At 37.9% G+C, this 24,873-nt stretch carries 27 protein-coding genes and 1 pseudogene; 19 read left to right on the top strand and 9 right to left on the bottom strand.

The genetic code is table 11. The features are described from left to right. Positions 1 to 114: 114 nt before the first annotated feature. Both G9371_RS05155 and G9371_RS05150 read right to left on the bottom strand, forming a co-directional pair. Positions 115 to 1,227: a hypothetical protein gene (locus tag G9371_RS05155; protein ID WP_000235771.1), complete on the bottom strand. Its 1,113-nt coding sequence runs from the start codon at positions 1,225 to 1,227 to the stop codon at positions 115 to 117. Between the two features lie 361 nt (positions 1,228 to 1,588). Next, positions 1,589 to 1,804 (bottom strand): hypothetical protein, encoded by a 216-nt coding sequence (locus G9371_RS05150; RefSeq protein WP_000489165.1) that lies wholly within the window; start codon positions 1,802 to 1,804, stop codon positions 1,589 to 1,591. Positions 1,805 to 2,338: 534 nt separating this feature from the next. On the opposite strand from G9371_RS05150, the gene G9371_RS05145 reads away from it, so the two are divergent. The 7 genes from G9371_RS05145 (at position 2,339) to G9371_RS05115 (ending at position 6,595) form a co-directional block, all read left to right on the top strand. Further along, a complete protein-coding gene (locus G9371_RS05145; protein ID WP_000790978.1) occupies positions 2,339 to 2,599 on the top strand; it encodes a hypothetical protein in 261 nt (86 codons plus the stop codon). A gap of 104 nt (positions 2,600 to 2,703) precedes the next feature. Next, a complete protein-coding gene (locus G9371_RS05140) occupies positions 2,704 to 2,853 on the top strand; it encodes a hypothetical protein (protein WP_002056795.1) in 150 nt (49 codons plus the stop codon). 14 nt (positions 2,854 to 2,867) lie between these two features. Further along, positions 2,868 to 3,935 (top strand): J domain-containing protein, encoded by a 1,068-nt coding sequence (locus tag G9371_RS05135; protein WP_019767983.1) that lies wholly within the window; start codon positions 2,868 to 2,870, stop codon positions 3,933 to 3,935. Positions 3,936 to 4,016: 81 nt separating this feature from the next. Then, complete coding sequence (locus G9371_RS05130) at positions 4,017 to 4,715, top strand: hypothetical protein (RefSeq protein ID WP_031945661.1); 699 nt, start codon at positions 4,017 to 4,019, stop codon at positions 4,713 to 4,715. A 60-nt stretch (positions 4,716 to 4,775) separates the two neighbouring features. After that, positions 4,776 to 5,105, top strand: a complete 330-nt coding sequence (locus G9371_RS05125) for a hypothetical protein (RefSeq protein WP_001009292.1) — start codon at positions 4,776 to 4,778, stop codon at positions 5,103 to 5,105. A gap of 91 nt (positions 5,106 to 5,196) precedes the next feature. Then, positions 5,197 to 5,490 carry a hypothetical protein gene (locus G9371_RS05120; RefSeq protein WP_075400723.1) on the top strand — a complete coding sequence of 98 codons (294 nt, stop codon included), beginning with the start codon at positions 5,197 to 5,199 and terminating at the stop codon, positions 5,488 to 5,490. 55 nt (positions 5,491 to 5,545) lie between these two features. Then, positions 5,546 to 6,595, top strand: a complete 1,050-nt coding sequence (locus tag G9371_RS05115) for a DUF932 domain-containing protein (RefSeq protein ID WP_000951141.1) — start codon at positions 5,546 to 5,548, stop codon at positions 6,593 to 6,595. 263 nt (positions 6,596 to 6,858) lie between these two features. Here G9371_RS05115 and G9371_RS05110 read toward each other — a convergent pair whose 3' ends face one another. After that, positions 6,859 to 7,740 carry a copper resistance D family protein gene (locus G9371_RS05110; protein ID WP_029423867.1) on the bottom strand — a complete coding sequence of 294 codons (882 nt, stop codon included), beginning with the start codon at positions 7,738 to 7,740 and terminating at the stop codon, positions 6,859 to 6,861. Between the two features lie 65 nt (positions 7,741 to 7,805). Continuing rightward, entirely contained in the window at positions 7,806 to 8,186 is a 381-nt protein-coding gene (locus tag G9371_RS05105; RefSeq protein WP_000689220.1) for a copper resistance protein CopC, read from the bottom strand. Positions 8,187 to 8,468: 282 nt separating this feature from the next. On the opposite strand from G9371_RS05105, the gene G9371_RS05100 reads away from it, so the two are divergent. After that, positions 8,469 to 10,808 carry a heavy metal translocating P-type ATPase gene (locus G9371_RS05100; protein ID WP_002055133.1) on the top strand — a complete coding sequence of 780 codons (2,340 nt, stop codon included), beginning with the start codon at positions 8,469 to 8,471 and terminating at the stop codon, positions 10,806 to 10,808. Between the two features lie 77 nt (positions 10,809 to 10,885). Here G9371_RS05100 and G9371_RS05095 read toward each other — a convergent pair whose 3' ends face one another. Together G9371_RS05095 and G9371_RS05090 are read right to left on the bottom strand one after the other, a co-directional pair. After that, positions 10,886 to 12,262 carry a heavy metal sensor histidine kinase gene (locus G9371_RS05095; RefSeq protein ID WP_029423868.1) on the bottom strand — a complete coding sequence of 459 codons (1,377 nt, stop codon included), beginning with the start codon at positions 12,260 to 12,262 and terminating at the stop codon, positions 10,886 to 10,888. Next, a complete protein-coding gene (locus G9371_RS05090) occupies positions 12,252 to 12,935 on the bottom strand; it encodes a heavy metal response regulator transcription factor (protein WP_001221580.1) in 684 nt (227 codons plus the stop codon). The genes G9371_RS05095 and G9371_RS05090 overlap by 11 nt, the downstream gene beginning before the upstream one ends. 149 nt (positions 12,936 to 13,084) lie before the next feature. Here G9371_RS05090 and G9371_RS05085 point away from each other — a divergent pair, with 149 nt between their 5' ends. The 5 genes and pseudogenes from G9371_RS05085 to G9371_RS05065 form a co-directional block, all read left to right on the top strand. Then, entirely contained in the window at positions 13,085 to 13,402 is a 318-nt protein-coding gene (locus tag G9371_RS05085) for a hypothetical protein (protein WP_000853609.1), read from the top strand. Positions 13,403 to 13,484: 82 nt separating this feature from the next. Beyond that, on the top strand, positions 13,485 to 15,242 hold the full coding sequence (locus G9371_RS05080) for a multicopper oxidase domain-containing protein (RefSeq protein WP_077932446.1): 1,758 nt from the start codon (positions 13,485 to 13,487) through the stop codon (positions 15,240 to 15,242). After that, a complete protein-coding gene (locus G9371_RS05075) occupies positions 15,229 to 16,158 on the top strand; it encodes a copper resistance protein B (RefSeq protein WP_001260879.1) in 930 nt (309 codons plus the stop codon). The genes G9371_RS05080 and G9371_RS05075 overlap by 14 nt, the downstream gene beginning before the upstream one ends. 112 nt (positions 16,159 to 16,270) lie before the next feature. Further along, a complete protein-coding gene (locus G9371_RS05070; protein ID WP_002055110.1) occupies positions 16,271 to 16,666 on the top strand; it encodes a hypothetical protein in 396 nt (131 codons plus the stop codon). 80 nt (positions 16,667 to 16,746) lie between these two features. Continuing rightward, positions 16,747 to 17,595, top strand: a pseudogene (locus tag G9371_RS05065) (TolC family protein); the annotation flags it as partial. A gap of 133 nt (positions 17,596 to 17,728) precedes the next feature. Here the strand turns inward: G9371_RS05065 and feoB are convergent. The 3 genes from feoB to G9371_RS05050 are packed head-to-tail and all read right to left on the bottom strand — an operon-like array spanning position 17,729 to position 21,127. Then, entirely contained in the window at positions 17,729 to 19,558 is a 1,830-nt protein-coding gene (feoB, locus tag G9371_RS05060; protein WP_001086233.1) for a ferrous iron transporter B, read from the bottom strand. Next, on the bottom strand, positions 19,548 to 19,808 hold the full coding sequence (locus tag G9371_RS05055) for a FeoA family protein (protein ID WP_001048218.1): 261 nt from the start codon (positions 19,806 to 19,808) through the stop codon (positions 19,548 to 19,550). The genes feoB and G9371_RS05055 overlap by 11 nt, the downstream gene beginning before the upstream one ends. Before the next feature lie 11 nt (positions 19,809 to 19,819). Then, entirely contained in the window at positions 19,820 to 21,127 is a 1,308-nt protein-coding gene (locus G9371_RS05050) for a cation transporter (protein WP_000537300.1), read from the bottom strand. A 75-nt stretch (positions 21,128 to 21,202) separates the two neighbouring features. On the opposite strand from G9371_RS05050, the gene cadR reads away from it, so the two are divergent. From cadR to arsH, 6 genes are all read left to right on the top strand, one after another. Then, positions 21,203 to 21,595 carry a Cd(II)/Pb(II)-responsive transcriptional regulator gene (gene cadR / locus G9371_RS05045; protein ID WP_165471259.1) on the top strand — a complete coding sequence of 131 codons (393 nt, stop codon included), beginning with the start codon at positions 21,203 to 21,205 and terminating at the stop codon, positions 21,593 to 21,595. A 224-nt stretch (positions 21,596 to 21,819) separates the two neighbouring features. Beyond that, entirely contained in the window at positions 21,820 to 22,254 is a 435-nt protein-coding gene (arsC, locus tag G9371_RS05040) for an arsenate reductase (glutaredoxin) (protein WP_000213577.1), read from the top strand. 55 nt (positions 22,255 to 22,309) lie between these two features. Beyond that, positions 22,310 to 22,633 (top strand): metalloregulator ArsR/SmtB family transcription factor, encoded by a 324-nt coding sequence (locus G9371_RS05035; protein WP_000373080.1) that lies wholly within the window; start codon positions 22,310 to 22,312, stop codon positions 22,631 to 22,633. A 6-nt stretch (positions 22,634 to 22,639) separates the two neighbouring features. Further along, on the top strand, positions 22,640 to 23,113 hold the full coding sequence (locus G9371_RS05030) for an arsenate reductase ArsC (RefSeq protein WP_000670223.1): 474 nt from the start codon (positions 22,640 to 22,642) through the stop codon (positions 23,111 to 23,113). Between the two features lie 7 nt (positions 23,114 to 23,120). Next, the gene (gene arsB, locus G9371_RS05025) at positions 23,121 to 24,161 is read left to right on the top strand and encodes an ACR3 family arsenite efflux transporter (protein WP_000068658.1); all 1,041 of its coding nucleotides are present in this window, start codon (positions 23,121 to 23,123) and stop codon (positions 24,159 to 24,161) included. Positions 24,162 to 24,165: 4 nt separating this feature from the next. Beyond that, on the top strand, positions 24,166 to 24,870 hold the full coding sequence (gene arsH / locus G9371_RS05020) for an arsenical resistance protein ArsH (RefSeq protein ID WP_001052988.1): 705 nt from the start codon (positions 24,166 to 24,168) through the stop codon (positions 24,868 to 24,870). Positions 24,871 to 24,873: the final 3 nt, after the last annotated feature.

Raw genomic sequence — 24,873 nt, 5'->3', positions numbered from 1 at the left:
TATTACTCTTTTAAAAATTTATTAATTTTTTTTAAGAGCATGTCAGTGTAGAACTAACAGGCTCTAAATAAACTATGTGAGTGATCGGATTTTTATTGGGGTGAGAGGGGAATTCTAAAGTTTTCTACCTTTCTTTTCTATAAAAATGTTCAGCGCATTATATAGGCTTGGTTCGCTTTCCTTTAACCAAGATTTAGCTCCATTCAGTAATTTTAATCTTTGGTCGAAGTCTCTAATTTTACTTTTTTGAGTTTCTAAGTCAGAAATCTTTTTCTGATAAAATACTCTTATTTCCTTATAACGTTCGATAGGGCGACCTGCAAAAGAAGTTAGGGGTTGATCACGGTTCTGAGCTTGTATGATTACAGTTTTTTTACCATATTCTTCAATTTCTTTGACTTCAGCTGTAGATAGATCATTTCGAGCTGCAAAAAGAAAATATTCAGCTTCTTCTTTTTTTCGTAAACAATGTTCTATTTCAGCATTGTATTCTTGAGTGAGGTATTCTGGAATTTTTGAGATAGCTTGCTGCTCAATGGCTCCTAGAACCGTATCCATACTTGAGTAAGTTTTTTGATTACTGGTAATAAAACGTTGAACAAGTGAGAGGTAAGTTTTTTTTACCCTCTGGGATTTTTTATGGCTGTTTCGGGCTAATTGAGATTGTCTAATCTGTTTATAGATATCTTCTGGTAGCGTGTAGATATAGAAAGAACAATCATAATGTTTGGAGTAGAGACGAAATGCTTCTTCAAAATGTTTCTCAGCTTGTTGTGCTGTTTTTTTGAATATTCTGGTTTTAGTTGATACCAAGTTTTTGAATTTACGAATTTCAGTCGCGATTTCGCCATAGTGTCGGGCAAGTCGGTCCTCTTCGGGAATGTAGATGTAAATTTCCGATTTACCTCGAAGTAATGGTGGGGGTAATCTCCATGCCTGTTGACGGAGAGCATTTTGTTCTGGCGATTCTTTTAATAAGCCTTGATCAAGCTGTTCATAAAACCACTTTCGGTCATTATCCGTCATTTCTTCACTGATAGGTTCCATTTGTTCGGGTAAATAAGCTTTGTAGTGTTCGGCATAGGCTGATGGCAAACCATAGGGAAATTTATGTCTTTTAATAATATGTTCTTCAAGTTGGTCAATTAAGCCAATAAGTTTTTTGATGTTACTCGTAGATGTGGTTTCTTGTTTAGCCTTAGCATTTTTTTTAGCTGAAGTTGCCATGTAATCAAGTTCACTTATTCATTTTAAAAGAAGTGCATATATTATAAGTCGTAACTACTTATAATTTAAAAATGATTTAGCTTAACTTGAGAGTGAATTATGAGCATTTGTAGAGGGGTGTTAGGTGTTAAACTGCACTCCATTTATGTACCGACTTATGATGATTCTGTACCGACTTGCGATGTTTTGGGTGAAAAGTAGTCAAAATCAAAATGTAGCTTAGAGTTATAATTGTTGGACTAAACTTGTAGTACTGTGAAGCATTCTACTGGATTATAAATTTATTATGGACTGAATCAAGTGCTAGAAAATCACTCATTATTGGTTAGTTAATAGTATGTCTTTGTATTACTAAAAGGTCTCAATAGCGTTTCATTAATTGCAATGCAAGATTGTAGGCTACGGTTGTAGAAATTGACTCTGCTATAAAGAACTCTTGGGGTGGGGTGAAGTTTAAAGCCTGCTTTCGATAACGCGTCTGCTTTCCTGTCTGTTTGTCTTTGAAAATAAACTCATCCTGAGCATGAGAATATTCTTGTCCATACAGTGGACCACCAAGACACTTTAACCGAAACACTGAATCATCCTTAAATTTACCTAATGGTTAGTTTAAAGAATTAATCTAATGAAAAACAATAACAATCACTTTACAACTTAGTCGATAGATCATTGACACCTTAAATTTTGCACATTATCCTTTGCGTGCTGGCCTACATTGCCAGTTGGTTTTGACAGACCATTTCTCAGAGATATTAAAAGATCTTCTTTTAATGTCTAGCTTCTCGTTCCCTTCCGTAGCGGTAGGACGGAAGTGGGACACTTTCGAGTGTGCTGGCCTCTGAGACCAGTCTGTCAACCCACTTTCGTTCTGCCACCATAATTCTAAATTAATGCTTTGGCAGAACTCCCAATATAAGGAGTTGGCTATGCATATTCTTTTTACACCTTCCGACTAATTTTAATCGAGTTTGATGAACTTACTGTTTCTCAAGCTTTAGTTTTTTTCGTCTAAAAATTTAACTTTAAAAAATGTCATGTGAGCTACACCGTGGCAGGGCTTTGTATTGCCTAAAAAAGCCTGACCTCCATGACCATGTCACTGGATATAACGATGAAAAATAAAATTTTGATGGGTGTGGTGGGTATCAGTTTTCTGATCTTGAATGGCTGTTCTTCCGATTTTGAAAAGGGCGTCAAACATGGCTGTTACAACATGGGTGGCAGTCGCAGCTATTGCTCTTGTGTCTATGACAAGGTCGAAGAACACTATGGACGTAAAGTCATGCGGCAAGTTGAGCGTATGAGCTACCTTCCTGCCGATCTGGACCGTGTGATGTACCAGTCTGGTGAGCAATGCGTAGACAAGTTTTAGTACCAGATATTTAAAGCCTTAAGCAAATCATTAAAGCACTCATTTCCTGTTGCCTGTTCGGGCAACGGGAAGGGCTTATGCAACTCAATTTAGGAGTTTTGATCATGAAACATCCATTTTTTACCTTCTATTTCACGATTGTCATTGGTTACTGGCTGTATTGCATTTGGGAATATCCGGGACATTACTCTGGCGCTTATTTACTAGGACGTGCTCTGGTCTGGCCGGTTATCTTTATACGTTGGTTCTTTTAGGGGGATTAAGAGTGATGAGCATATCGGATCGAATCCAGAAGAGTCAGTGGGTGCCCTTATTGCGATGTAGCGATAATATTTATTTTTCACCAGTCATTCCCAATAAAAAGTTGCAAGGTGCCATGACCTATCTCCCACATGGTGTAAGTCCCAATGATGTCTTGATGCTGATTGATGACACTGTATTTGGTAGTGCCAAGGCTGGAATGTGTCTCACGGCAAAGGGGCTTTTCTATAAAGAAAGCTTTGAAGATGAACAAGCTTATCCGTTTGAACACATCCAGCGAATAGAGGCTGATATTGGAATACTTACCAGTTCTATTTTGATCAATGGTCATGATGAACTGAACTTTAGTCAACTCGATAAAGGTGTGGTAAAAACTTTGGTGGCATTCCTAAATGAATGTTGTCAGGGCAAGCAAGCAACCAAGCAAACGAATGTAAATATTGATGCCGAGATGCAGATCATGATTGATCTGTTTGCTTACTTTATTACCTTTAGTGCGGGTCAGTGGAATAGCCGATCAAAAGCAGCGGTATCCGATCATTTTACTAAATTGAATGATAAGGGTGTGCATCAGTATGTTGAAAAACTACTGAATGAACAGACGCACTTCGATTATGACGACCTGTTGCATCGTCTGGCAGACCTGAAAGATAAGCTGGCCTATAACTTCCGTAGAGAGATGATTGAGCAACTGGTCTATGCAATGGCACTGGGACAAGTTGAGCAGAATCAGGCGGATCTCTTCATGACCCATTTATGTCGTGTATCCAATGTTTCTAAAGCCGTATTTCCGGATCTGGTCAAAATTATTTATCAATGTCTGGCTGATGAAGTGAATCAGTCTACTACTTCTACTTTCAACGGTGAACAACTTCAAGCGTGCAAACTTCTTGATATTCAGCCTAATTCACTGACTGAACAAACCTTGCAAATTGCTTACCGAAAAAAGATGGCTGAGTTCCATCCCGATAAATACCAGAACTTACCTGAATCTGTTCGTCAGTTGATTGAAAGTCAGGCACAGCAACTGAATGAAGCAAGAGCAGTATTAAAAAGCTATTTGGACAATAACTGAAAATAAAGAATTTTTACTTACATATTACCCCAGTGAAGGCAGCACTAAAGCGCCGTATATCCTCTATTTCAAGGTAATGATATGAATATGATAAAGAACAGCACTAACTCAACTAAAAAGATACCACCGTTATATTGGTTGTTAACTGTAGTCATGATGGCGGTGTTAATTGCAGGCGGTATTTTATTTAATCAACATCAAAAACGACAAACTGAACTTCAGTTAGCACAACTCGCTTTAGAACAATCTAAGGTACAAAATCAATCTGCCACAACACAAGCAGCATCGGAACCCGTTGAATCAGGTTTCACTGGAATTGAAAGTATGGTGGAAAACCCGGAATCAGAATCTGCTCATTCACAAGCTGAAGATGAGGTGGTTGCGGGGGCAATAGCCGCGGTTGATCAGGCAAAAGCACAAGATACAAGTCTAGGTAATCTCAGTTCAGAAGTTGATGGTGAGTACCATGAAGGGAAAACCTTAAGTTCCAATGCTTCTCGCTATGGATTAAAGCCAATCAAATCTGCTCCTAGTGATTTAAAGTCAGCCATCCCGAATATTGATCAAATGTTAGCTTCACACCTCATGAATGTATGGGGCCGCTCAAGTCCAGATCAGGTGAGTAAACGAGTTGAAGGATGGAGCCAGCAAGGTAATACCATGACCTATCGTACTGCATGGGACTCTGACCGTTACCAATGTACTTGGTATGTGGTGAGTTGGGATAAGAACAGCAATCAAGTCCTGAATGAAGGATACCAGCCATGTTTTGGTCACTAACTTAAATAGCCTTTTAGCATTTATTGAATGATTACTTTTATTTACATCAGAGAAAAGATTATGAACTTTATCAAACTTATCACTTGTGGCGTTTTAAGCCTTTCAATCAGTTCTATTGCCTTGGCTAAAACTGAGCAGGTTACACTTAAAGCCAATGTCTATTACGGCGAAGAATCAGTGGTATTTCCAACCACTAAAGGCGAAGTCATTTTAAATAGCTACGCCATACCAGCCAAAGTTGTTCCTCAAGTTAAACCTTTTAAGAAGGGGCAGTGTTTAGAAATTAAATCAAAACATGGTTTCTTTAAAGACACTGGAGATGGTCAATATATTGAAAGTATCCAACCATGTAGCAAGAAAGGTTTAGCGACTCCAAAAGTAACTCGTTAATCTGACATTCATCAAAACGACATAAATCTCAATCAAACCACAAGCATTTGCTTGTGGTTTTTTTTATGCCTTTTATTTAGAGGAAACGACTATGCATCAATGTCCTTACTGCCATTCGAGGCATCTGAAATTACTACGGCAGTCGGAGCAAACTCACCAAAGTGTATTTGCAAAGCTCTCATCATTCTCACCCATGTCTCTAGCAGCGGCCTGTATGCAATTGTCAAAGCGCAGTCCTATTCACCCACTAGTCGGTGGCTTTGTTGGGTTAGTTGTAGGGGGCATGTTTCTGCTCTACGTCCAGCATCAAGACAACACGGTGACCTTGCATTACCAGTGTGAGCAATGTCTGGAGCACTTTGAAATCAAGCAGTCGGGTTTTTAGTAACTCTCAATTTTACAGAATTCAAATTATTTAAATCATTTAAAGGAAATCAATCATGGCACATCAAGTGGAAAAAATGGCATTTGTAGGTCAAACCCCTTGGCATGGTTTAGGGAATCAATTGACCCGAAACCAACCTATAGAAGTATGGGCGGAACAAGCAGGTCTGGACTGGCGAATTGAATCATCCAATGTCAGCTATATGGCAAAAAATGAACGTGGACAAAGCATCATCATGCCGTATGAAGATCAGAGAGTCCTTTATCGTTCAGATACTCATGCGCCGTTATCGGTAGTGAGTCAGCGTTATCAGGAAGTCCAGCCCAAAGAGATTTTAGAATTTTACCGAGACCTAACAGAGCAATCAGGCTTTGAACTGGAAACAGCGGGGGTACTTAAAGGTGGGCGTAAGTTCTGGGCATTGGCAAGAACAGGGCAATCGGCAGCGTTGAAAAGTAAGGATGTCAGTAATGGCTACATTTTGTTGGCAACTGCATGTGATGGCACATTGGCAACCACGGCGCAATTTACCTCGATTCGTGTGGTATGTAATAACACTTTAGCTATTGCCTTACGTGGGCAGAATAGTAGTGCTGGTGTAGTTAAAGTTCCACACAGTACCAAGTTTGATGCTGAGAAGATCAAACAGCAATTGGGTATTTCAGTTCGTGCATGGGATGAACACATGTATGAAATGAAGCAACTCAGCCAACGCAAAGTCACTCAGCAGGAAGCAGCAGCTTACTTTGATGCTGTGTTCAATAACACGAATCTGAGTATTGCCGAACAGGATGATAGTATCATTCAGTTCTACCGTAATGTAGCTACGCCTAAACAGATCAACTCATCCAGAGCCGATAATAAAACTGAACCCAATGGGCGCGCCATGTCAAAAGTCATGACCATGTTTAACGGACATGGACGTGGGGCAGAGTTAGCCTCAGCCAAAGATACGGCTTATGGCTTGTTGTGCAGTATTACAGAATTTGCAGATCACGAGCGACGGGCGATTTCAACGGATCATCGGATGGATTCGGCATGGTTTGGAGCTGGGGCCAACCTTAAACAACGTGGATTGGAACAGGCATTAAGAATGGTTGTATAAGGTATGATTATTTATTTAAGTTCATTTATACATTAATTACAGAAAATCATGTAATTAATGTATAAAAACATAGGCAGATTATGGGGTAAGTAATTTTACCCCTATATTTTAAAAGATTTGAGACTCTATAGCCGTACACTACACTCTACTTACAATAGTAAAGCTTATGGAGTTAGAAAAAATATCAAGAATTGAACCAATAATGAAATCAAACAGAATCAGATAATTTTTTCATTTTACTTTTTAAATTTCTATATACCTATTTAATCAATTCCCACTACAGTTGTAATATATCCAGTCGTTAAAAGGATCATTAAGCCTAATGATATTTCAAATAAAATGGCATAACCCAACTGTCCGGCAAATTTCGGGTCTTGTAAGCGAGGGGTAAAATACCATTTGTTAGAGGCAGCTAATAATAAAATGCTTAGAACAAATGCGATTTTAATAATAAAACCATGTCCATAAGGAGTATTTAGTAGAGTATTAAAATCTTTAATGAGTAACAGCGCAATACTGGCACCACAAGCGAGTAGTATTCCTACAACAAATGCTGCGATTCTTCCAAATAAATGCATGCGATCTTTTAATGGAAGACCAGTAATTTTTTTAGTTGTTCTCCATAAAGGGAAAAGTGATCCCATCCATAAGGACATTACAAGTACATGTATTGATAATAAGAATTGAGCTAATAAAGGTAAATTCGTAACATGGCCTAGTTGTGAAAAACTAAAAACTATGGGGATGAGCAGGATGGTAAAAATTGTCCCTTCTACTTTGGAAATCTGGATAGTCCCTTTACTAAGCTTTACGAGCATAAATAACAGTAAAAATGCGAAGCTGACTGAACGGATGATATGGATATGCCCAGTAGGTGTATTTACTAAGATATTAATGTAGTTACTGTCCCACATCCCAGAAAGATCTGTATTGGCAAAACTTCCTATAAGAACGAAGAAACCTAAAGTACTTGAAATAAAGCCTAATCCGGCACCAATAGTAATGTACTTTAGGAGAATTTCCTTGATTTCTACATAGCGTCCCAGTAGAAAATAGCTAAAGGCGCCCCCAACGACAAAGGCTATTCCTAAATATAAAATGACTTTAATCAGCCACGTTGCATATATCCAAGTTTCAGGATTCATATTTATCCCCCGCGATAGCAATATGCCAGCAAGCTGCTGGCATATAGACTACTGGTGTTTTATGGTTATTTCGCTGATTTAATGGTGAAGCTATATTCACCATTCATGTTATGACCATCAGCACCCATTGTGGTCCAAACCACTGTGTACTTGCCTTTCTTAAGTTTAGGTACTGCGACTTCAAATGATTTTTTTAAATCATGAGTTACCTGGTAATTTAAAGGGATGTCTTTACGTTGAGCGTCAAGTAATTTGACATTCATTAACATGACTTCATCACCAAAATTCAAAGTTATATTTTTGGGCTGGCTTGCTACAGATGCATTAATAGCCGGAGTAGCACTTTCAAGTTTGACATGAGCAAATGCGCTTGAAGCAGCTACAACCATAGTCGCACCTACTAGTACATTACGTAGAGCAGACACTTTATTTTGGAAAATTTTCATTTCATCACCTTTTTAAAATTAGTACTTGCTAAGTAATGACCCAGTGAAATTCCTAAATTGATAGAGTTGGTCATCACTCTTTGTATGCCTATTATTCAAGAAAGAGAGAAACGTCTTGATGACTCCAAAATTACATTTTTGTCATTTTTAGAATTGAAAACTCACAAGTGCTAAACTGACTTTATCAAGAAAAATGTTCATTAAATATCCAAATAACCGGAAATTTATTTCTGTCCGAAGCTAATTGTTTTTTTTTAAATTAAATATGAAGGAGGTTTATATATGAACCATCATCATGAAAAGAAAAGTATAAATGAAGCACTTAAGGATCCTGTCTGTGGCATGGCTGTAACAGAAGAATCTAAATTTCATGAACAAGTTGGTATTAAGACTTTTTACTTTTGTAGTGAAAAATGTCAGATAAAATTTAAGCATGATCCTGCTTTGTATATTGCTAAAGAAAATGAATCTGCTTCCGCAAATGCCTCTCTAAATAAGATGGATACACACTCAGATAGTGTAAATACCTTATCAATTTATACTTGCCCAATGCATCCAGAGATCCGGCAAAATCATCCCGGTAACTGCCCCATATGCGGTATGTCACTAGAACCATTACTACCCAATCTAGATGAAGCTGATGATAATCCTGAACTTAAAGATTTTAAAAGAAGATTTTGGTACACCTTACCGTTGACCCTAATTGTAGTATTTTTGGCGATGTTTGGTCATCAACTGAATTGGTTTGAAATGAAGGTGCAAAGCTGGATTGAACTTGTCCTTACTTTACCAATCGTTTTTTGGGCAGGTTGGCCATTTTTTGTAAGATGTTGGCAATCAATTTTAAATCGTAGTCCGAATATGTGGACTTTAATCGGAATTGGGACTGGGGCTGCATTTATATATAGTCTCGTTGGGACTTTGGCCCCACAAGTATTTCCAGATTCTTTTGTTTCTATGGGGCGTGTCGCTGTGTATTTTGAAGCTACAGCCGCCATTATTTCATTGACCTTATTAGGTCAAGTACTTGAATTAAAAGCTCGGTCACAGACTTCGGAAGCAATTAAGTCTTTACTTGGGCTGGCTCCAAAGACTGCAAGAAAAATTAACGAAGATGGCCGAGAGGAAGATATCCCACTTTCCCATGTACATGTTGGAGATTTACTGAGAGTGCGGCCAGGTGAAAAAGTACCTGTTGATGGAGTAATTACAGAAGGTTCAAGTTCTATTGATGAGTCGATGTTAACGGGGGAGCCAGTTCCGGTAACAAAACGTATAGGTGACCAAGTCATTGGTGCGACAATGAATATGAACGGTTCATTAGTGATGCGCTCGGAAAAGGTCGGCTCTTCAACAGTACTTTCACAGATAGTTCAAATGGTGGCACAGGCTCAGCGTTCTAAAGCCCCTATGCAAAGAATGGCAGATCAGGTAGCCGGTTGGTTTGTGCTGGTGGTGATCGGTATATCTATCCTTACTTTTTTTGGTTGGGGAATATTTGGACCAGAACCAAGTTGGGTATATGGACTAATCAATGCTGTCGCAGTTTTAATTATTGCTTGCCCGTGTGCTTTAGGATTGGCTACACCCATGTCAATCATGGTCGCAACAGGTTGTGGTGCATCCAATGGCGTACTCTTCCGTGATGCCGCAGCAATAGAAAATTTACGTAAGATAGATACATTAATTATTGATAAAACAGGCACCTTAACAGAAGGTCACCCCTCGTTTGATAAGGTCATTGCTTTATCCGGATATGAAGGGAATGAAGTTCTCAGACTAGCTGCGAGCTTGGATCAAGGTAGTGAACATCCCTTGGCGGATGCAATTGTACGGGCTGCCCGTGAAAGAAACCTTGTACTAACCACACCAACATCTTTCGAGTCAGGTTCCGGAATTGGTGTGAAGGGCGAGTTAGAGGGGCAACAATTAGCATTAGGCAATACCGCTCTAATGGAACAACTCGGCATATCAGTTGATACATATATCCCTCAAGCTGAGCAATTAAGAGCAGAAGGTGCGAGTGTTATGCATTTGGCTGTTGATGGGAAGCTCGTAGGATTATTGGCTGTTTCTGATCCAATCAAAGCCAGTACACCTGAGGCTGTGCATGCTCTGAAGAATTCTGGTTTAAGAATTATAATGGCCACAGGAGATGGTTTAACTACTGCAAAATCAGTTGGAGCTAGATTAGGCATTGATGAAGTTTATGGAGAAGTTAAACCGGCAGATAAACTGGAACTGGTTAATAAATTACAAAAAGAAGGAAGAATGGTTGCAATGGCAGGTGATGGCATCAATGATGCCCCAGCTTTAGCTCAAGCGGATATTGGTATTGCAATGGGAACAGGAACAGATGTGGCCATGAATAGTGCTCAAGTCACTTTAGTCAAAGGTGATTTACGGGGTATAGAGATCGCTCGTTCCCTGTCAGAGGCCACTATTAAAAATATGAGGCAAAACCTGATGTTTGCATTTCTTTATAATGCTTTAGGCATCCCTTTAGCTGCGGGTATTTTATATCCATTTACCGGTTGGCTACTTTCTCCTATGATCGCAGCTTTAGCAATGAGCCTAAGTTCAGCATCGGTTATTGGTAATGCTTTAAGGTTACGTAGTTAAGAAAGAATCATTGTCTGACTACTCATAACTTTTTAGATATAGAAATGAGTAGTCAGTTATTTTTTATTCACAAATATTTATCTTTTAAAAATTATTTGAAAAGCTATCCGACCGTTGTTATAGTCCGCTAGAATCGTTGCACCATGTACATCAAGAATTGACTTGGTAATTGCTAGACCTAAACCTGTGCCTTCCTCAACTCTTTGTCTGGACGCATCCGTACGGTAAAAACGGTCAAATAACCGATTCAGCTGCTCAGATGTTATTGGTGAGCTTTCATTTTCGATTGTAAATATAGTGGTATCAATATTTTGTCGGCAGTTAATCTTAATTACTGTATCAGGTTTGCCATATTTGATCGCATTTGATAGTAAATTACTCAGTGCACGACGTAACATTGAAGGATCGCCTTTTACATATCCTTGTCCACTTTGTTCTAGGGACATTCCCTTTTCAGCAGCGATAGCATCATAGAAGTCAAATAAAGCAGAAATTTCTTGTACCAGGTTGATCTGCTGCAGGTTTGGTAAGTGTAGGCCATGCTCTGCCTTTGCAAGAAATAACATATCTGAAACCATTCGAGCCAAACGTTCAAACTCTTCCAGATTAGAAAAGAGGACTTCCTGATAAGTATTAATATCCCGACTACGAGATAAACATACTTGAGTTTGAGTCATTAAATTATTAATTGGCGTTCTAATTTCATGGGCAAGATCAGATGAAAAATCTGAGAGTTTTTCTACAGCAGTTTCTAATCGATCTAGCATATCGTTAAAGGCTATGGCTAATGATTTTAGTTCAGTAGGAGTGTTATCGACTGCTAAACGTTCAGATAGATGCTGAGCTGAAATACCTTCTGCAACTTTTGCCATTTTCTGAACTGGACGTAAGCCCCTCCATGCGGCAAACCAACCTAAAAACATTAAACAAATTGTGCCCACCACTCCGATATATAACAATTGTCGTCTAAAGTCGTTTAAAAAATGTTGATGTTCGGAGGTATCGATTCCAACAATAATTTGAGCAGTTGGAACACTCATATTTTTATCAAACGACTTCTTATAAACTAAACCGCGGTATGTTTTATTTTGAATTTCCCACTCTATCCAAGGGATATGTTTGGACTTTACTAATGTTTTAGCCTTTATAACGGCAGGTGCTGAACTAAAAATGATTTGGCCAGTTGGGCGTTCAATCTGGACAATTAGGTCATGATGGCCAACTAAAGCATCTTTTAAATATATCTTTAGTTCATCGGTATTTTTCGGATTCTGTTCCAGTAAATTTTCTAAAAGCTGAATTTTCCCTTCTAGCTGAGTGCGGTCCTGAGTTTCAAAATGATGCATAACAAGCTGATGAATGACCAGCCCCATAATCATTAAGATAATAATGGTAGATAATGAGAAGATGAGAGCAATACGGAAACTGATCGCATTAAACAGTTTATGAGTCATCTTCTACCTCTAAGACATACCCCATTCCGCGGATGTTTTGAATCAACTTAGGACTAAAATTACTATCTATTTTATTTCTTAGACGTTTAATAGCGACTTCTACAACGTTTGTATCACTATCAAAATTCATATCCCATATTTGAGAAGCAATGAGAGCACGAGGCAGAATCTCTCCACGTCTACGCATGAATAATTCCATCAATGCGAACTCTTTAGCTGTAAGGTCAATTCTTTGTCCAGCACGTGTGACACGGCGTTTACGAAGATCAAGTTCAAGATCAGCAATAGTAATAATATTGCTATCTTCCTTTTGTTGACCGCGACGAAGTAAAGTTTTAATTCGGGCAAGAAGTTCTGCAAAAGCAAAAGGCTTAACGAGATAATCATCAGCTCCTAGTTCCAGGCCTTTAACTCTATCTTCAATTTGATCACGTGCTGAGAGAAAAAGGATAGGCATAGTTTTGCCACTTTTGCGAATATCATTAATGATATTCCAACCATCTAACTTCGGTAACATTACATCTAGTATAATTAGATCATATTCTTCAGAAAGAGCTTGATGTTTACCTGATAAGCCATCTGTAACCCAGTCTGTAATATATCCTGCCTCAGAAAGACCTTGCTTTAGATAATCACCAGTTTTTTGTTCATCTTCAACTAGTAAGATTCTCATTTATTAAGCCCCGTATCGCATATTAAGACCATAATAACGTTATAAATACAGGATGCGATGTAGATTACAAAAATGTCATTTTCAAGTCACATAGATGTCCGGTTCCAACCTATAAGTTAGTTATATAAAATTTATTTTTGGAGCAATCAATGAAAACTCTATTCCGTCGTAGCTTTACTGCTTTTATGTGTGTTGGGACTTTAATTGCTGGAAGCCAATCTTGGGCTGCGGATGCTCAACAGAAAAATATTGTAAGTACAGAAGTTAAAGTAAATTCAAAAGCACAAGAGAAATGCAAAAAGCCTTGTGATATGAAAGATGGCAAGGAAAATCAACAAAACCATAGTCAGCATGATCACAGCCAAATGTCTGATATGTCCCAAATGGATCATTCTAAAATGATGAACATGGATCATTCTCAAATGGGTGAGATGGACCATTCTAAAATGAATATGCCAAATAAATAATTAATACGCGAAATAAGATATTGAGGGAAAGTATTTTATCCACCTGCTTAGCCCTCAATTAACTATAGATAGGTGAAAATAAATGTCTAGAAAATTAAGTCATGTCCTTTTAATAGGAGTCGGATTGTTTTCGTCGACTTGGGTTATGGCAGCGGTTAAAGAATATGATTTAACAATTGCTGAACAGACGGTGAATATTACAGGAAAGCCTCTAAAACGAATTACTGTAAATGGTAAGTTTGTTGCACCTCTTCTTGAGTTTGAGGAAGGTGATGATGCCGTTATTCGCGTACACAACAAGTTGAAAAACCAAGATTCATCTATTCATTGGCATGGTTTAATTTTACCTGGCATTATGGATGGAGTACCTGGGTTCAACAAGTTTGATGGTATTGCACCAAATAAAACCTATGAATATAAATTCAAGGTTCGTCAGAATGGAACCTATTGGTATCACTCGCATAGTAAAGGCCAAGAGCAAGATGGCTTGTATGGTCCTCTAGTTATTTATCCCAAAAATAAAGTTCCTTTAACGGCTGGAGAAAAAGCTGATAGAGATTACGTAGTCTTACTCTCTGATTTTCACAATTCTACTAGTGGTCAGATTATGAGTAATCTCAAGAAAGAAGCTGATTATTACCAGAATCGAAGAGAAACGGTTTTTGATGTTTTCAGGCAGATTAAAAGAGATGGTTTAAAAGCAACATGGAAAGATCGTTCCATGTGGAATCAGATGCGAATGCTTAAGACAGATATGTCTGATGTAACAAACTATACGTTTTTAATGAATGGTAAGACTCCAGAACAAAATTGGACTGGAAATTTTAAAGCTGGAGAAAAAGTACGTCTTCGTTTTATCAATGCTTCTGCAATGTCTTTGTTCGATGTAAGAATTCCTAATCTGAAAATGACAGTAGTCAGCGCGGATGGACAACCAGTAAAACCCGTGCCAGTGGATGAGTTCCGGATAGGAACCGCTGAGACTTATGATGTTATTGTAGAACCGAAACAAGCAAGTTATCAGATTGAAGCTGAATCTATTGATCGAAGTGGTTTTTCTATCGGTACATTACATGATGAAAATACTTCACCTGTAAAAAATATAATGATGCCGACACCTCGTCCCCGTGCTTTACTGACGATGGAAGATATGGGAATGAACCATGACATGTCTTCGATGGAAGGTATGGGTCATGACATGTCTTCAATGAAAGGTATGGGTCACGACATGTCTTCAATGAAAGGTATGGGTCACGACATGTCTTCAAAAACAATGGGCTCTTCTGGATCAGATGAGGTGGTTTACGGATGGGCGAATGCCTCAACCCCAGCTGGACTAAAAGCACTTCAATATAGTGATCTACAATCTTTAACCCCTCAAAAAGATACTCGTGCTCCAGAACGTGAAATTGAAATCCGCTTAGGGGGAAATATGGAGCGCTATATTTGGACAATTAATGGTAAGAAGTTTAATGAAACTGAACCATTTAAAGTGAAATATGGTGAGCGTATACGCTTGAAATTTGTTAACGACAGTATGATGGCTCATCCAATGCATTTACACGGCATGTTTATGCAACTGGAAAATGGCCAAGATCCAAGTAATATGCCGAATAAACATACAGTAATTGTTCCACCAGGTAAAACAGTTACAACTTTATTAACTGCTGATGAGTTAGGTGAATGGGCCATCCATTGTCATTTGCTCTATCACATGTCTGCTGGAATGATGAATAAACTTATTGTGGCAAATGTCGATAGTAATAGTACATCTTCGAAAGATGTTGTTACTCAACCTAATACTAATGATAAGGGGGTAAATCAACATGCGCACCACTAAAAAAATATATTCTAAGACACTTTTATCTATAGCTTTAATTGGATTATCAGGTCTAGCTTTTGCAAATAATACTGATGTTCAACGCACGGATAATAGTACTAAATTCTGTCAGTCCGAGAGTATGAAAATGCTGTTAAAAGAGCCTGGTGGGCTAGGTTATGTTGACCGTAATACTTATCAAAATTCAACTTCTGGTAATGATGGAGATAACAATGCAGGTCTTGAAGTTGAAACATCTAATAGCCGAAATCATGATAAGCATCTGAAAGAACATGGTGGACAAGTTTTTCAAACGACTAAATTTGAGAATGAGTGGACTGTGGATGAAGATGGCAAAGGTACTTTAGGATCGAAAATTGAAACATTGATAGGCACAGATGAAAATCGCCTATTTATTGAAGCAAATTTGGATAAAGTAGAAAGTCATGATCCAAAATATGATGTGTCTGCACTTTATAGCCGTAATGTAGCACCCTTCTGGGATGTGCAGGCGGGGGTGAGATATAGTGAAGATAAAAATAACAGCAATAGTGATCGGGTTGATGGTGTTATTGGCGTATTGGGATTAGCTCCCTATTTCTTTGAAACCCAAGCTTATTTGTACGGTGGTGAGAATAATTTCTGGGGGGCAAGCTTAGAAGTCGAGCGTGATTTCTTGTTAACCCAGAAATTGATCACACAACCTTATCTCGAAGTAGATGCTGTGTTTAGCGATAATTCTAACTATGCTGCAAAATCAGGTTTATCTGAATTAAAGACAGGTATTAAAACCAGATATGAAGTTACTAAGAGAATCCGACCTTTTGTAGATATTGCTTATCAATATGAAAAAGGAAAAAAAGCGACTAATATGCAAGAAGCAACTGAGTCCGAAAAAGGATGGAGATATGGTGCAGGCATCGAATTGGGCTTTTAATGTACTATAACTTGGAATCATGAATGGTAGTTTTAGCTACTATTCATGAAATTGTTGCTATTGCCTTTCAATTCTGTAAAACTAAAAAAGCTTAAATTTTGGTCTTATCATTATGCAGTGGTTAAAGACATGCCTATCGCTGTTTTTATCGTTTGCTATCCTGTTAGTAGGATCGGCTGCTGCTGCTTCATCTGTACATAAGCGTTGTTTAATGCCATCTGAACAGATACAAACCATGCAAATGGAGCTGTCCGAAGTTCGGGGTATGATGCATACTGACTGTATGAAAACCGAGGTGAAGGTAAAAAAAGATGTACATGATCCATCATGTATGTCTGAGCAAGATTGTATTATGTCTTTTGCCAAGATTGCTTATGCCAACACTGCTCAAGATATTTCGCACTCAATTGTGTTCTCTCCAATAGAACGCTCTATTTTTTATTCTCCAGATCAAAACCTTCCTTCTCCATACCCTTCTGGTTTATGGAAACCCCCACGCTCTAACTAATCTGATGATTTTTTATCATTCATAGATTTTTCTATGGATGTTCTGCACGCGCGCGTGTACATCTTTTTAGAGCTAGAAATATGGACTTTTATAAAGAAAAACTGTCTCGAAAATGGGGGGGATGGTCAATAGCTGTGGTCTGCTTCTCTTTGACCTATGGTCATGCTTATGCCCAGCCACTGACCTTGGATACAGCTTTGAATCTCGCTGAGCAATATTCACCTACCCTAAGAGCAAATAGCGCCCAGATTGAAGGGGCCGAGAATGTAGTTTCAGCTTCAGGTATTTTACCCAACCCTAAATTATTTGTAGGTTTAGATAATTACCCTGTATCCGGCGATGCCGCATGGTCAGTCACACGCGAAGGTATGACTATGCAAAAAATTGGCGTGATGCAAGATTTTCCAAATCGTGCCAAAAGACAAGCTGAGGTCGATTTAGCAAAAGCTGAACTAGGTTCGGCCAATGCTCAAACTGAGATTCTGCGTATTGAGTTACGTCAGAAAGTCGCATCTGCTTGGCTTAAGCGCTTTTATCTTGAACGTAAATTAGCACTATATGATGAACTGTTTTCAGAGAATCGATTACTTTCTCAAATTACTCAAACACAGGTCATCTCTGGTCGTACAATCATTGCCGATGCACTTGATCCAAGACAAGAAGCCACGGTATTGCTTGACCAGAAGGATGATTTACTTCGTGATTTAAATAAAGCCAAGTTAGAGTTGCATCGGTTAGTCAGTGCAGAACCTACTGAAAATCTCTCTCAAATTGAAACCTTACCTGACCAAGCACCATCTATCTACCTTGATACATCAAAGCTATATCATCATTTGCATCAACATCCTGAATTAAAAGCATTTCAGGCAGAAAAGCAAACTGCTGAAGCAAAACTGAAGCAAGCTCAGGCTTTACAGAAACCAGATTGGACTTCGAATTAAAAATAGAGGGTGAGAGTCAGATTATTGTTGCTGTGAAAAAAAGCTCATAATCAGTTTGATACTTAAAAGAAAAATGGATGCGAAGGCATCCATTTTTCTTTATGAAATATTCTTATTTTGATTAAAGTCTACTAATAAGCTGATATGTAATGAAGGCAAAGAAATACGCAAGCCCAAATAAGTAAGTCGCCATAATAACAGGCTGTTTCCAGCTACCAGTTTCACGACGAATGGTCGCTAATGTTGCAAGACAATGTGGTGCGAAAATGTACCAAACTAATAATGACATCCCTGTAGCTAGCCCCCAACCATCAGGACCAGAGATTTGACTCAACAATGTTTGAGTTACAGTATCTTCATCTCCAGACATAGCATAAATTACACCTAAAGCAGCAATGACAACTTCCCTTGCAGCCATAGCAGGAATTAATGCGATACAGATTTCCCAAGTAAAGCCAATAGGTGCAAATATAGGCTGAATAATGTGTCCAAGTTGTCCAGCTAAACTATAGTTGATAGCAGGCATCGTGGCATGCTCAGGTGGTTGAGGGAACGTCACCAATACCCAAAGCAATATAGATAATGCTACGATAATACCACCAACTCTTTTTAGAAAGATCGTAGCTCGATCATAAAGTCCTAATGCAACGTTTCGAATATCTGGCAATCGATAAGTAGGCAACTCAAAGATAAAAATACTTTCTGTTTTATCTTTTCTAACTAGTTTCAAAAATAAAGAAACACATAATGCTGAAACAATTCCAGCCATATATAGTCCAAAAAGAACTAAACCTTGTAGGCTCAACCAACCATAAACTAATTTGTTTGGAATGAATGCCGCAATTAGCAAAGCATAAACAGGTAATCTTGCAGAACAAGTCATTAATGGCGCAATCATAATGGTTGCTAGACGATCTCTTTCCGAACTAATGCTTCGTGTTGCCATGACACCAGGAATAGCACAGGCAAAACTAGACAATAGTGGAATAAAGGAACGTCCACTTAAACCAGCTTTGGACATTAATTTATCCAAAAGGAATGCTGCTCGTGGCAAATAACCTGATTCTTCTAAAATTAAAATAAAGAAGAATAAGATAAGGATCTGCGGCATATAAGCCAAAACACTACCCGATCCAGCGATTACCCCATCAACAATAAGACTTCTAAGTAATGGATGAGTAATAAGCGGGCCAATTGTATTACCTAACCAAGCAATTGCATTTTCAATTAATGAGATAAAAGGTTGTGCCCAGATAAAAACGGCTTGGAACATGACAAACATGGTAAGCGTTAGGATGACTAAACCAAGTACAGGATGTAAGAAAATTTTATCCAAGAAAGCTGTTCTTGCATCACCGTTATCATTTTTTAAAATTACCTGTTTAGTAATATTTTTAATCTGATCAAAATGATTCAGATCAGAATGATAAGGAGTGACAAATAGATTTTTTTGATCTAATTGATTTAGTAGTTCTTGCACGCCTTTAGTTTTAACGGCAACAGCCTCAATAACAGGGATACCCAACAATTCTGATAGCTTATTAATATCTATCGAAATACCACGCTTTTTGACCTCATCCATCATATTTAAAACAAGAAGCATTGGTCGATTCAATGCCCTTATTTCAAGCACAAGACTTAAATGTAAATGTAAATTAGTGGCATCAACCACACATACATATATATCAGGTAGAACCTCACCCTCAAGCTCACCTAAGCATACAGCCCTTGTTACCTCTTCATCTAGACTCGTAGGCTTTAAGCTGTATGTGCCGGGCAAATCTAAAACTCGAACTGATTCACCAGAAGGTAGTTTAAAAAAACCTTCTTTCCGCTCAACAGTAACACCAGCATAATTAGCTACTTTTTGACGAGTACCTGTTAAAGTATTAAAGAGAGATGTTTTCCCACAATTTGGGTTACCAATAAGTGCAATATTTTTACTGTTCATTTGAAACAATCTCTACAAAAATTCGTTCAGCTTCATTCTTTCTTAACGCAAATCGAGAAGTTTCAATTTGAACCAATACTGGATCACCACCGAAAAGTCCCTTAGCTAGAACTTGTAAAGTTTCACCAATTCTGAAACCTAACAATTCAAGTCGTTCGAGAACTGGATCATTTTTATCTAAATATTGGTTACCTTTTTTTAGGTCAACAATTTTGACAAATTCGTTTGGTTTAACTTGGAATAAATTCATTTTTAATACTCTTATTTCAATGCCAAAATTTTTCGAGCACCGTTAAGTACGAAAAGTGAAACAATTATTCCTATAACAAGATCTGGATATGCGGAACCTGTCAAAGCAACTAGTATCCCTGCACAAATCACACCAAAATTGACTATGATATCATTGGATAAAAAGACCCAACTAGCCTTCATGTGTGCACCATCATTTTTTTGATGAGACATTAGGTATATACAATAAAAATTGGCAATTAGCGCTAAAGCAGCAATTCCAATCATCAAGAAAGACTCTGGCTCACTACCATAAATGAACCGACGCACAACATCTACAATTACAGAAGTAGCGAGAATTAACTGTAACCAGCCTGAAAGATGCGCTGCTTTTAATTGTTTTTTTACACTTTTACCAACAACAAACAGTGCTATACCAAACACTGTGGCATCAGCAAGCATATCCAATGAGTCAGCAATCAAGCCTGTAGAGGCAGCTACCAAACCACTGATAAACTCTATAAAGAATAATAGGAGATTAATCGCTAAAAGAATTTTTAAAACTTTTGCTTGTTCAGACGTATCTGCTTTTTCAGGCATTTCACCCACAGAGGCAGCGGTACTTTCAAGTTTGGCTCCAAAACCAAGTGCTTCAAGTTTGCTAGTAATTTCATTAAGACCATCATTATGAAAAACTTTTAATTTCCGATTAGGTAAATCAAATATTAGTCCTTTGACCTCACTCACTGGAGACAATGCCATACGAACCATTTGCTCCTCAGCAGAGCAATCCATTTTCGGAATCAGAAACGTACTGATTTCTTTTGCATGCTCTTTATTTACATAGGCTTCAGTTTTATTTAATTTAGCGCCAAACCCAAGAGCTTCAAGTTTTGCAGTGATTTCATTACTTTCACCATTATGCATAACTTTTAGGTTTCGATTCGGCAAATCAAAAACTAGCCTCTTAACATTTACCAAAGAAGATAAAGTCATCCGAACCATTTGTTCCTCTGCGGAACAATCCATTTTAGGGATTTTATAGTCACTGATGAAAGTCGCTACACCCTCATTATCACTGATTATCTCAGGTGAACTTATTGAATCTGGGGTGCAACATGAGTTTGACTGCGTAGAACATGGCTGAGTACTAGCACAAGAATCTTTTTCATCTGGCTTAGATTGTTGTGGTACTTCATTACCACAACAAGAGCTTTTACTTTCTTCAGCAGTTAAATCTTTACTGTTACCAGAATTTGTTTCTGATTCATTTTGATTTTGCTTAGTGTCTTCACAAGAACTTTCTTTATTACAACCGCAACCACTCATTGATGTGCCCATAGTCATATCTTTACTTATTGCATATTAAAATCTCTATAGCTACTATAGAGTCAAGTTGGATTTTGAGTATTTCTAATGTTTATGAAGATAGGAGAGCTCTCTGAGAAAACGTCGTGCTCAGTACTGACAATACGGTTTTATGAAAAAGAAGGTTTAATCCCGCAACCTGATCGAACTCAAGGTAACTATAGACTATATACTGAAGATTACATTGATCGGTTGAAATTCATTGTGAATTGTCGTTCTTTGAATATGAACTTAATTGAAATCAAAAAATTACTAAATTATAAGGATCTGCCTAATCTAAATTGTTCTGATGTGAATGAGCTTATCGATTCACATATTAACGATGTAGAGGAAAATATTCGGAATCAGCAGAAACTCATACAGCAGCTATTAGAAATAAGAAAGAGTTGTGATGGGTTATGTACAGTGGACAAATGTGGTGTACTGAAGAAGTTAGCCTGAATAAAAAGTTAGTGATCACATTTGTTTCTCAAACTTACTGATACGTATATTGGCTTATTTAATATTATTGCTAAATTCTTAATCTAAAATGAATTGTTTACAGCAGTTTTTCAAATTTAACTAGCTTATTTAATGGATTGTATTTTGCAGACCATCATATATGAAGTTGCATATATATGCTAATTCATATATAAAGATATTAATATATTAGAGGTCCCAGTTTCATGACAACTTCATTAGATGTAAAGATTTATCACAATCCTGCTTGTGGCACCTCTCGGAATACTTTGGCTTTGATTCGCAATACAGGAATTGAACCAACCGTTATTGAATATCTCATTACACCACCTAGTCATGACGAATTAGTTAAATTGATTCAGGATGCAAACTTAACAGTAAGAGAGGCTATTCGTCAGAATGTAGATCCTTATCGGGATTTACAGCTTGATCGTAGTGATTTGAGTGATGAACAACTACTCAGTTTTATGCTTGAACATCCTATTTTGATTAATCGACCATTTGTTGTTACTGAATTAGGTACTCGCTTAAGTCGTCCTTCAGAAGTTGTCTTGGATATTCTGCCATTACCACAAAAAGGTGCTTTCACTAAAGAAGATGGTGAACAAGTGATCGACGAAAATGGTCAGAGAGTAAATTAAAAAATTTAGTTCTTGTATGTGATTATCTGCATATCCAAATTTATAGGTAGCAAAGATGGATCAAGTTAATTTTTTTAAATGCTTATCAGATGAAACCCGTCTCAATATTGTCACTTTAATTGCTGAGAATAAAGAACTCTGTGTTTGTGATCTGACAGAAAAGCTACAACTGAGTCAACCAAAGATTTCTAGGCATTTAGCTTTATTACGCTCTTCTGGTCTCTTACAAGACAGACGACAAAGCCAATGGGTGTACTACAGCATTAATCAACAACTTCCAGCATGGTGTTTTGAAATTCTAGATACTTTAAAAAAAACATCATCTAGTCAAGTTGTAAGCAATACCAACACGCTTTCTATAAATAGTTATTGTGAGTAATAGATTATGAAATTCCTTTTTTTGTGTACTGGAAATAGTTGTCGTAGCATTTTGTCTGAAGTGCTTTTTAACAGTCGTGCTCCTCATGACTGGAAAGCATACAGTGCAGGTAGTAAGCCATCAGGACAGGTGCATCCATTGACTATTGAAACTTTGGAAAACCTTGGTCTTTCAACAGAAGGTTTATGGAGTAAAACCATTGATGACTGTGAGCAATATAAACCTGATGTAGTGATTACTGTGTGTGATTCAGCAGCTCAAGAAGCTTGTCCTCTTTATTTGGGGGGAGCGATCAAGGCACATTGGGGCTTGGCTGATCCATCACATTTAGACTTGCCTAAAGAGGAAAAATTAAAAGCTTTCCAAGTGACAGTAGACCATATCAACCGTCGTTTAGATGCTTTATTTGCACTTGATACAGCAAATATGTCTCGTCCTGAATTAATTGCTGCAATCAATCACATATCAGATATTGAATGAGAAAATCATGGCTCAACAAAGACTGTCATTTTTAGATCGTAACCTGACGCTATGGATTTTCATTGCGATGGGGTTGGGGATTGCGATAGGTGTCTTCTTACCTCAAGCTTCCGTTACTTTAGACAAAATGAGTGTGGATTCTGTCAATATTCCAATTGCGATTGGTTTGATTCTGATGATGTATCCACCGTTAGCCAAAGTGGACTATGCAGCTCTACCACAAGTATTTAAAGACAAAAGAACATTAACTTTGTCTTTAGTACAGAACTGGATTATTGCTCCTGTATTAATGTTTGCATTAGCAATTATTTTTTTGCATAGCTATCCAGAGTATATGACTGGACTAATCCTGATCGGATTAGCTCGTTGTATTGCAATGGTTTTAGTTTGGAATGGTTTAGCCTGCGGCGATAACCAATATGTAGCAGCATTGGTTGCATTCAATAGTATCTTTCAGATTTTGTTCTTTAGTACTTATGCTTGGTTATTTCTTACCTTCTTACCACCTTATTTTGGTATTGCTGGGCAAGTAATCAATGTGGATTTTTGGACGATTACCCACGCGGTATTAATTTACTTGGGTATTCCTTTTTTTCTTGGTTTCTTGACCCGTTTGATCTTAGTCAACGCCAAAGGCTTAGAGTGGTACCAAAATGTCTTTTTACCGAAGATCAGTCCATTAAGTCTATTGGCATTACTGTTTACTATTGTTGCTATGTTTAGTCTCAAAGGTGGAGATGTAGTGAGTCTGCCTTTGGATGTAATTCGAATTGCGATTCCATTAACAATTTACTTTATCGTAATGTTCTTCATTAGTTTCTTTATGAGTAAGTGGATGGGTAATGACTACCCAAAAACTACAGCAATTTCATTTACTGCTGCGGGTAATAATTTTGAGTTAGCACTGGCTGTAGCCATTGCAACCTTTGGTTTAGCATCGCCTGTGGCATTTACTACAGTCATTGGGCCATTAGTTGAAGTACCAGTTTTGATTGCTTTGGTCAGTGTCTCTTTATGGCTAAGAAAAAAGTATTTTGAATCGGTGTAAATCTATGAATCTCCCAAATGTTGATATGAATCTTCTTGATCGACCTACTTTAGAGAAAGTTCAAGCTAAAGCACTGGATCATGCACCACGCATCTTATTGTTATATGGCTCGAATCGTGAACGTTCTTATAGTCGTTTAGCGGTGATGGAAGCAGGACGAATCTTGGAGGAGTTTGGTGCTGAGGTGAAAATCTTTCATCCGAAAGGATTGCCTTTGCCAGAAGATGCCGATACTGAACATCCAAAAGTAAAAGAATTGCATGAACTTTTGGCTTGGTCAGAGGGTATGGTTTGGTGTTCACCTGAGCGTCATGGTTCTATGAGTTCTATTTTTAAATCCCAAATCGACTGGATTCCTTTGGCTGGTGGTGCAATACGTGCGACGCAAGGTAAAACTTTAGCACTTATGCAAGTTAGTGGTGGTTCACAATCTTTTAATAGCGTTAACCAGATGCGTATTTTGGGGCGCTGGATGCGGATGATTACAATCCCGAATCAATCTTCAATTCCTAAAGCCTTTTTAGAGTTTGAAGAAGATGGACGTATGAAAGCATCTTCTTATTACGATCGTATAGTAGATGTGATGGAAGAACTCTATAAGTTTACATTACTTACGCGTGGACAAAGCCTGTATCTAACTGATCGATATTCTGAGCGTAAAGAATCTGCTGAAGAATTATCTAAACGTGTTAACCAGCGTAGTCTGTAACAC

This window comes from Acinetobacter sp. EKM10A (genome assembly GCF_011075215.1).
GTDB classification, from domain to species: Bacteria; Pseudomonadota; Gammaproteobacteria; order Pseudomonadales; family Moraxellaceae; genus Acinetobacter; species Acinetobacter baumannii.
The sequence above is the reverse complement of the archived record's forward strand: the minus strand, read 5'-3'. Positions and strand labels throughout refer to the sequence as shown.

Coding starts and splice junctions, on each gene's coding strand:
- G9371_RS05155 (WP_000235771.1), bottom strand. CDS start 1,227: ATGGCAACTTCAGCTAAAAAAAATGCTAAGGCTAAACAAGAAACCACA.
- G9371_RS05145 (WP_000790978.1), top strand. CDS start 2,339: ATGAAAAATAAAATTTTGATGGGTGTGGTGGGTATCAGTTTTCTGATC.
- G9371_RS05140 (WP_002056795.1), top strand. CDS start 2,704: ATGAAACATCCATTTTTTACCTTCTATTTCACGATTGTCATTGGTTAC.
- G9371_RS05135 (WP_019767983.1), top strand. CDS start 2,868: ATGAGCATATCGGATCGAATCCAGAAGAGTCAGTGGGTGCCCTTATTG.
- G9371_RS05130 (WP_031945661.1), top strand. CDS start 4,017: ATGAATATGATAAAGAACAGCACTAACTCAACTAAAAAGATACCACCG.
- G9371_RS05125 (WP_001009292.1), top strand. CDS start 4,776: ATGAACTTTATCAAACTTATCACTTGTGGCGTTTTAAGCCTTTCAATC.
- G9371_RS05120 (WP_075400723.1), top strand. CDS start 5,197: ATGCATCAATGTCCTTACTGCCATTCGAGGCATCTGAAATTACTACGG.
- G9371_RS05115 (WP_000951141.1), top strand. CDS start 5,546: ATGGCACATCAAGTGGAAAAAATGGCATTTGTAGGTCAAACCCCTTGG.
- G9371_RS05110 (WP_029423867.1), bottom strand. CDS start 7,740: ATGAATCCTGAAACTTGGATATATGCAACGTGGCTGATTAAAGTCATT.
- G9371_RS05105 (WP_000689220.1), bottom strand. CDS start 8,186: ATGAAAATTTTCCAAAATAAAGTGTCTGCTCTACGTAATGTACTAGTA.
- G9371_RS05100 (WP_002055133.1), top strand. CDS start 8,469: ATGAACCATCATCATGAAAAGAAAAGTATAAATGAAGCACTTAAGGAT.
- G9371_RS05095 (WP_029423868.1), bottom strand. CDS start 12,262: ATGACTCATAAACTGTTTAATGCGATCAGTTTCCGTATTGCTCTCATC.
- G9371_RS05090 (WP_001221580.1), bottom strand. CDS start 12,935: ATGAGAATCTTACTAGTTGAAGATGAACAAAAAACTGGTGATTATCTA.
- G9371_RS05085 (WP_000853609.1), top strand. CDS start 13,085: ATGAAAACTCTATTCCGTCGTAGCTTTACTGCTTTTATGTGTGTTGGG.
- G9371_RS05080 (WP_077932446.1), top strand. CDS start 13,485: ATGTCTAGAAAATTAAGTCATGTCCTTTTAATAGGAGTCGGATTGTTT.
- G9371_RS05075 (WP_001260879.1), top strand. CDS start 15,229: ATGCGCACCACTAAAAAAATATATTCTAAGACACTTTTATCTATAGCT.
- G9371_RS05070 (WP_002055110.1), top strand. CDS start 16,271: ATGCAGTGGTTAAAGACATGCCTATCGCTGTTTTTATCGTTTGCTATC.
- feoB (WP_001086233.1), bottom strand. CDS start 19,558: ATGAACAGTAAAAATATTGCACTTATTGGTAACCCAAATTGTGGGAAA.
- G9371_RS05055 (WP_001048218.1), bottom strand. CDS start 19,808: ATGAATTTATTCCAAGTTAAACCAAACGAATTTGTCAAAATTGTTGAC.
- G9371_RS05050 (WP_000537300.1), bottom strand. CDS start 21,127: ATGGGCACATCAATGAGTGGTTGCGGTTGTAATAAAGAAAGTTCTTGT.
- cadR (WP_165471259.1), top strand. CDS start 21,203: ATGTTTATGAAGATAGGAGAGCTCTCTGAGAAAACGTCGTGCTCAGTA.
- arsC (WP_000213577.1), top strand. CDS start 21,820: ATGACAACTTCATTAGATGTAAAGATTTATCACAATCCTGCTTGTGGC.
- G9371_RS05035 (WP_000373080.1), top strand. CDS start 22,310: ATGGATCAAGTTAATTTTTTTAAATGCTTATCAGATGAAACCCGTCTC.
- G9371_RS05030 (WP_000670223.1), top strand. CDS start 22,640: ATGAAATTCCTTTTTTTGTGTACTGGAAATAGTTGTCGTAGCATTTTG.
- arsB (WP_000068658.1), top strand. CDS start 23,121: ATGGCTCAACAAAGACTGTCATTTTTAGATCGTAACCTGACGCTATGG.
- arsH (WP_001052988.1), top strand. CDS start 24,166: ATGAATCTCCCAAATGTTGATATGAATCTTCTTGATCGACCTACTTTA.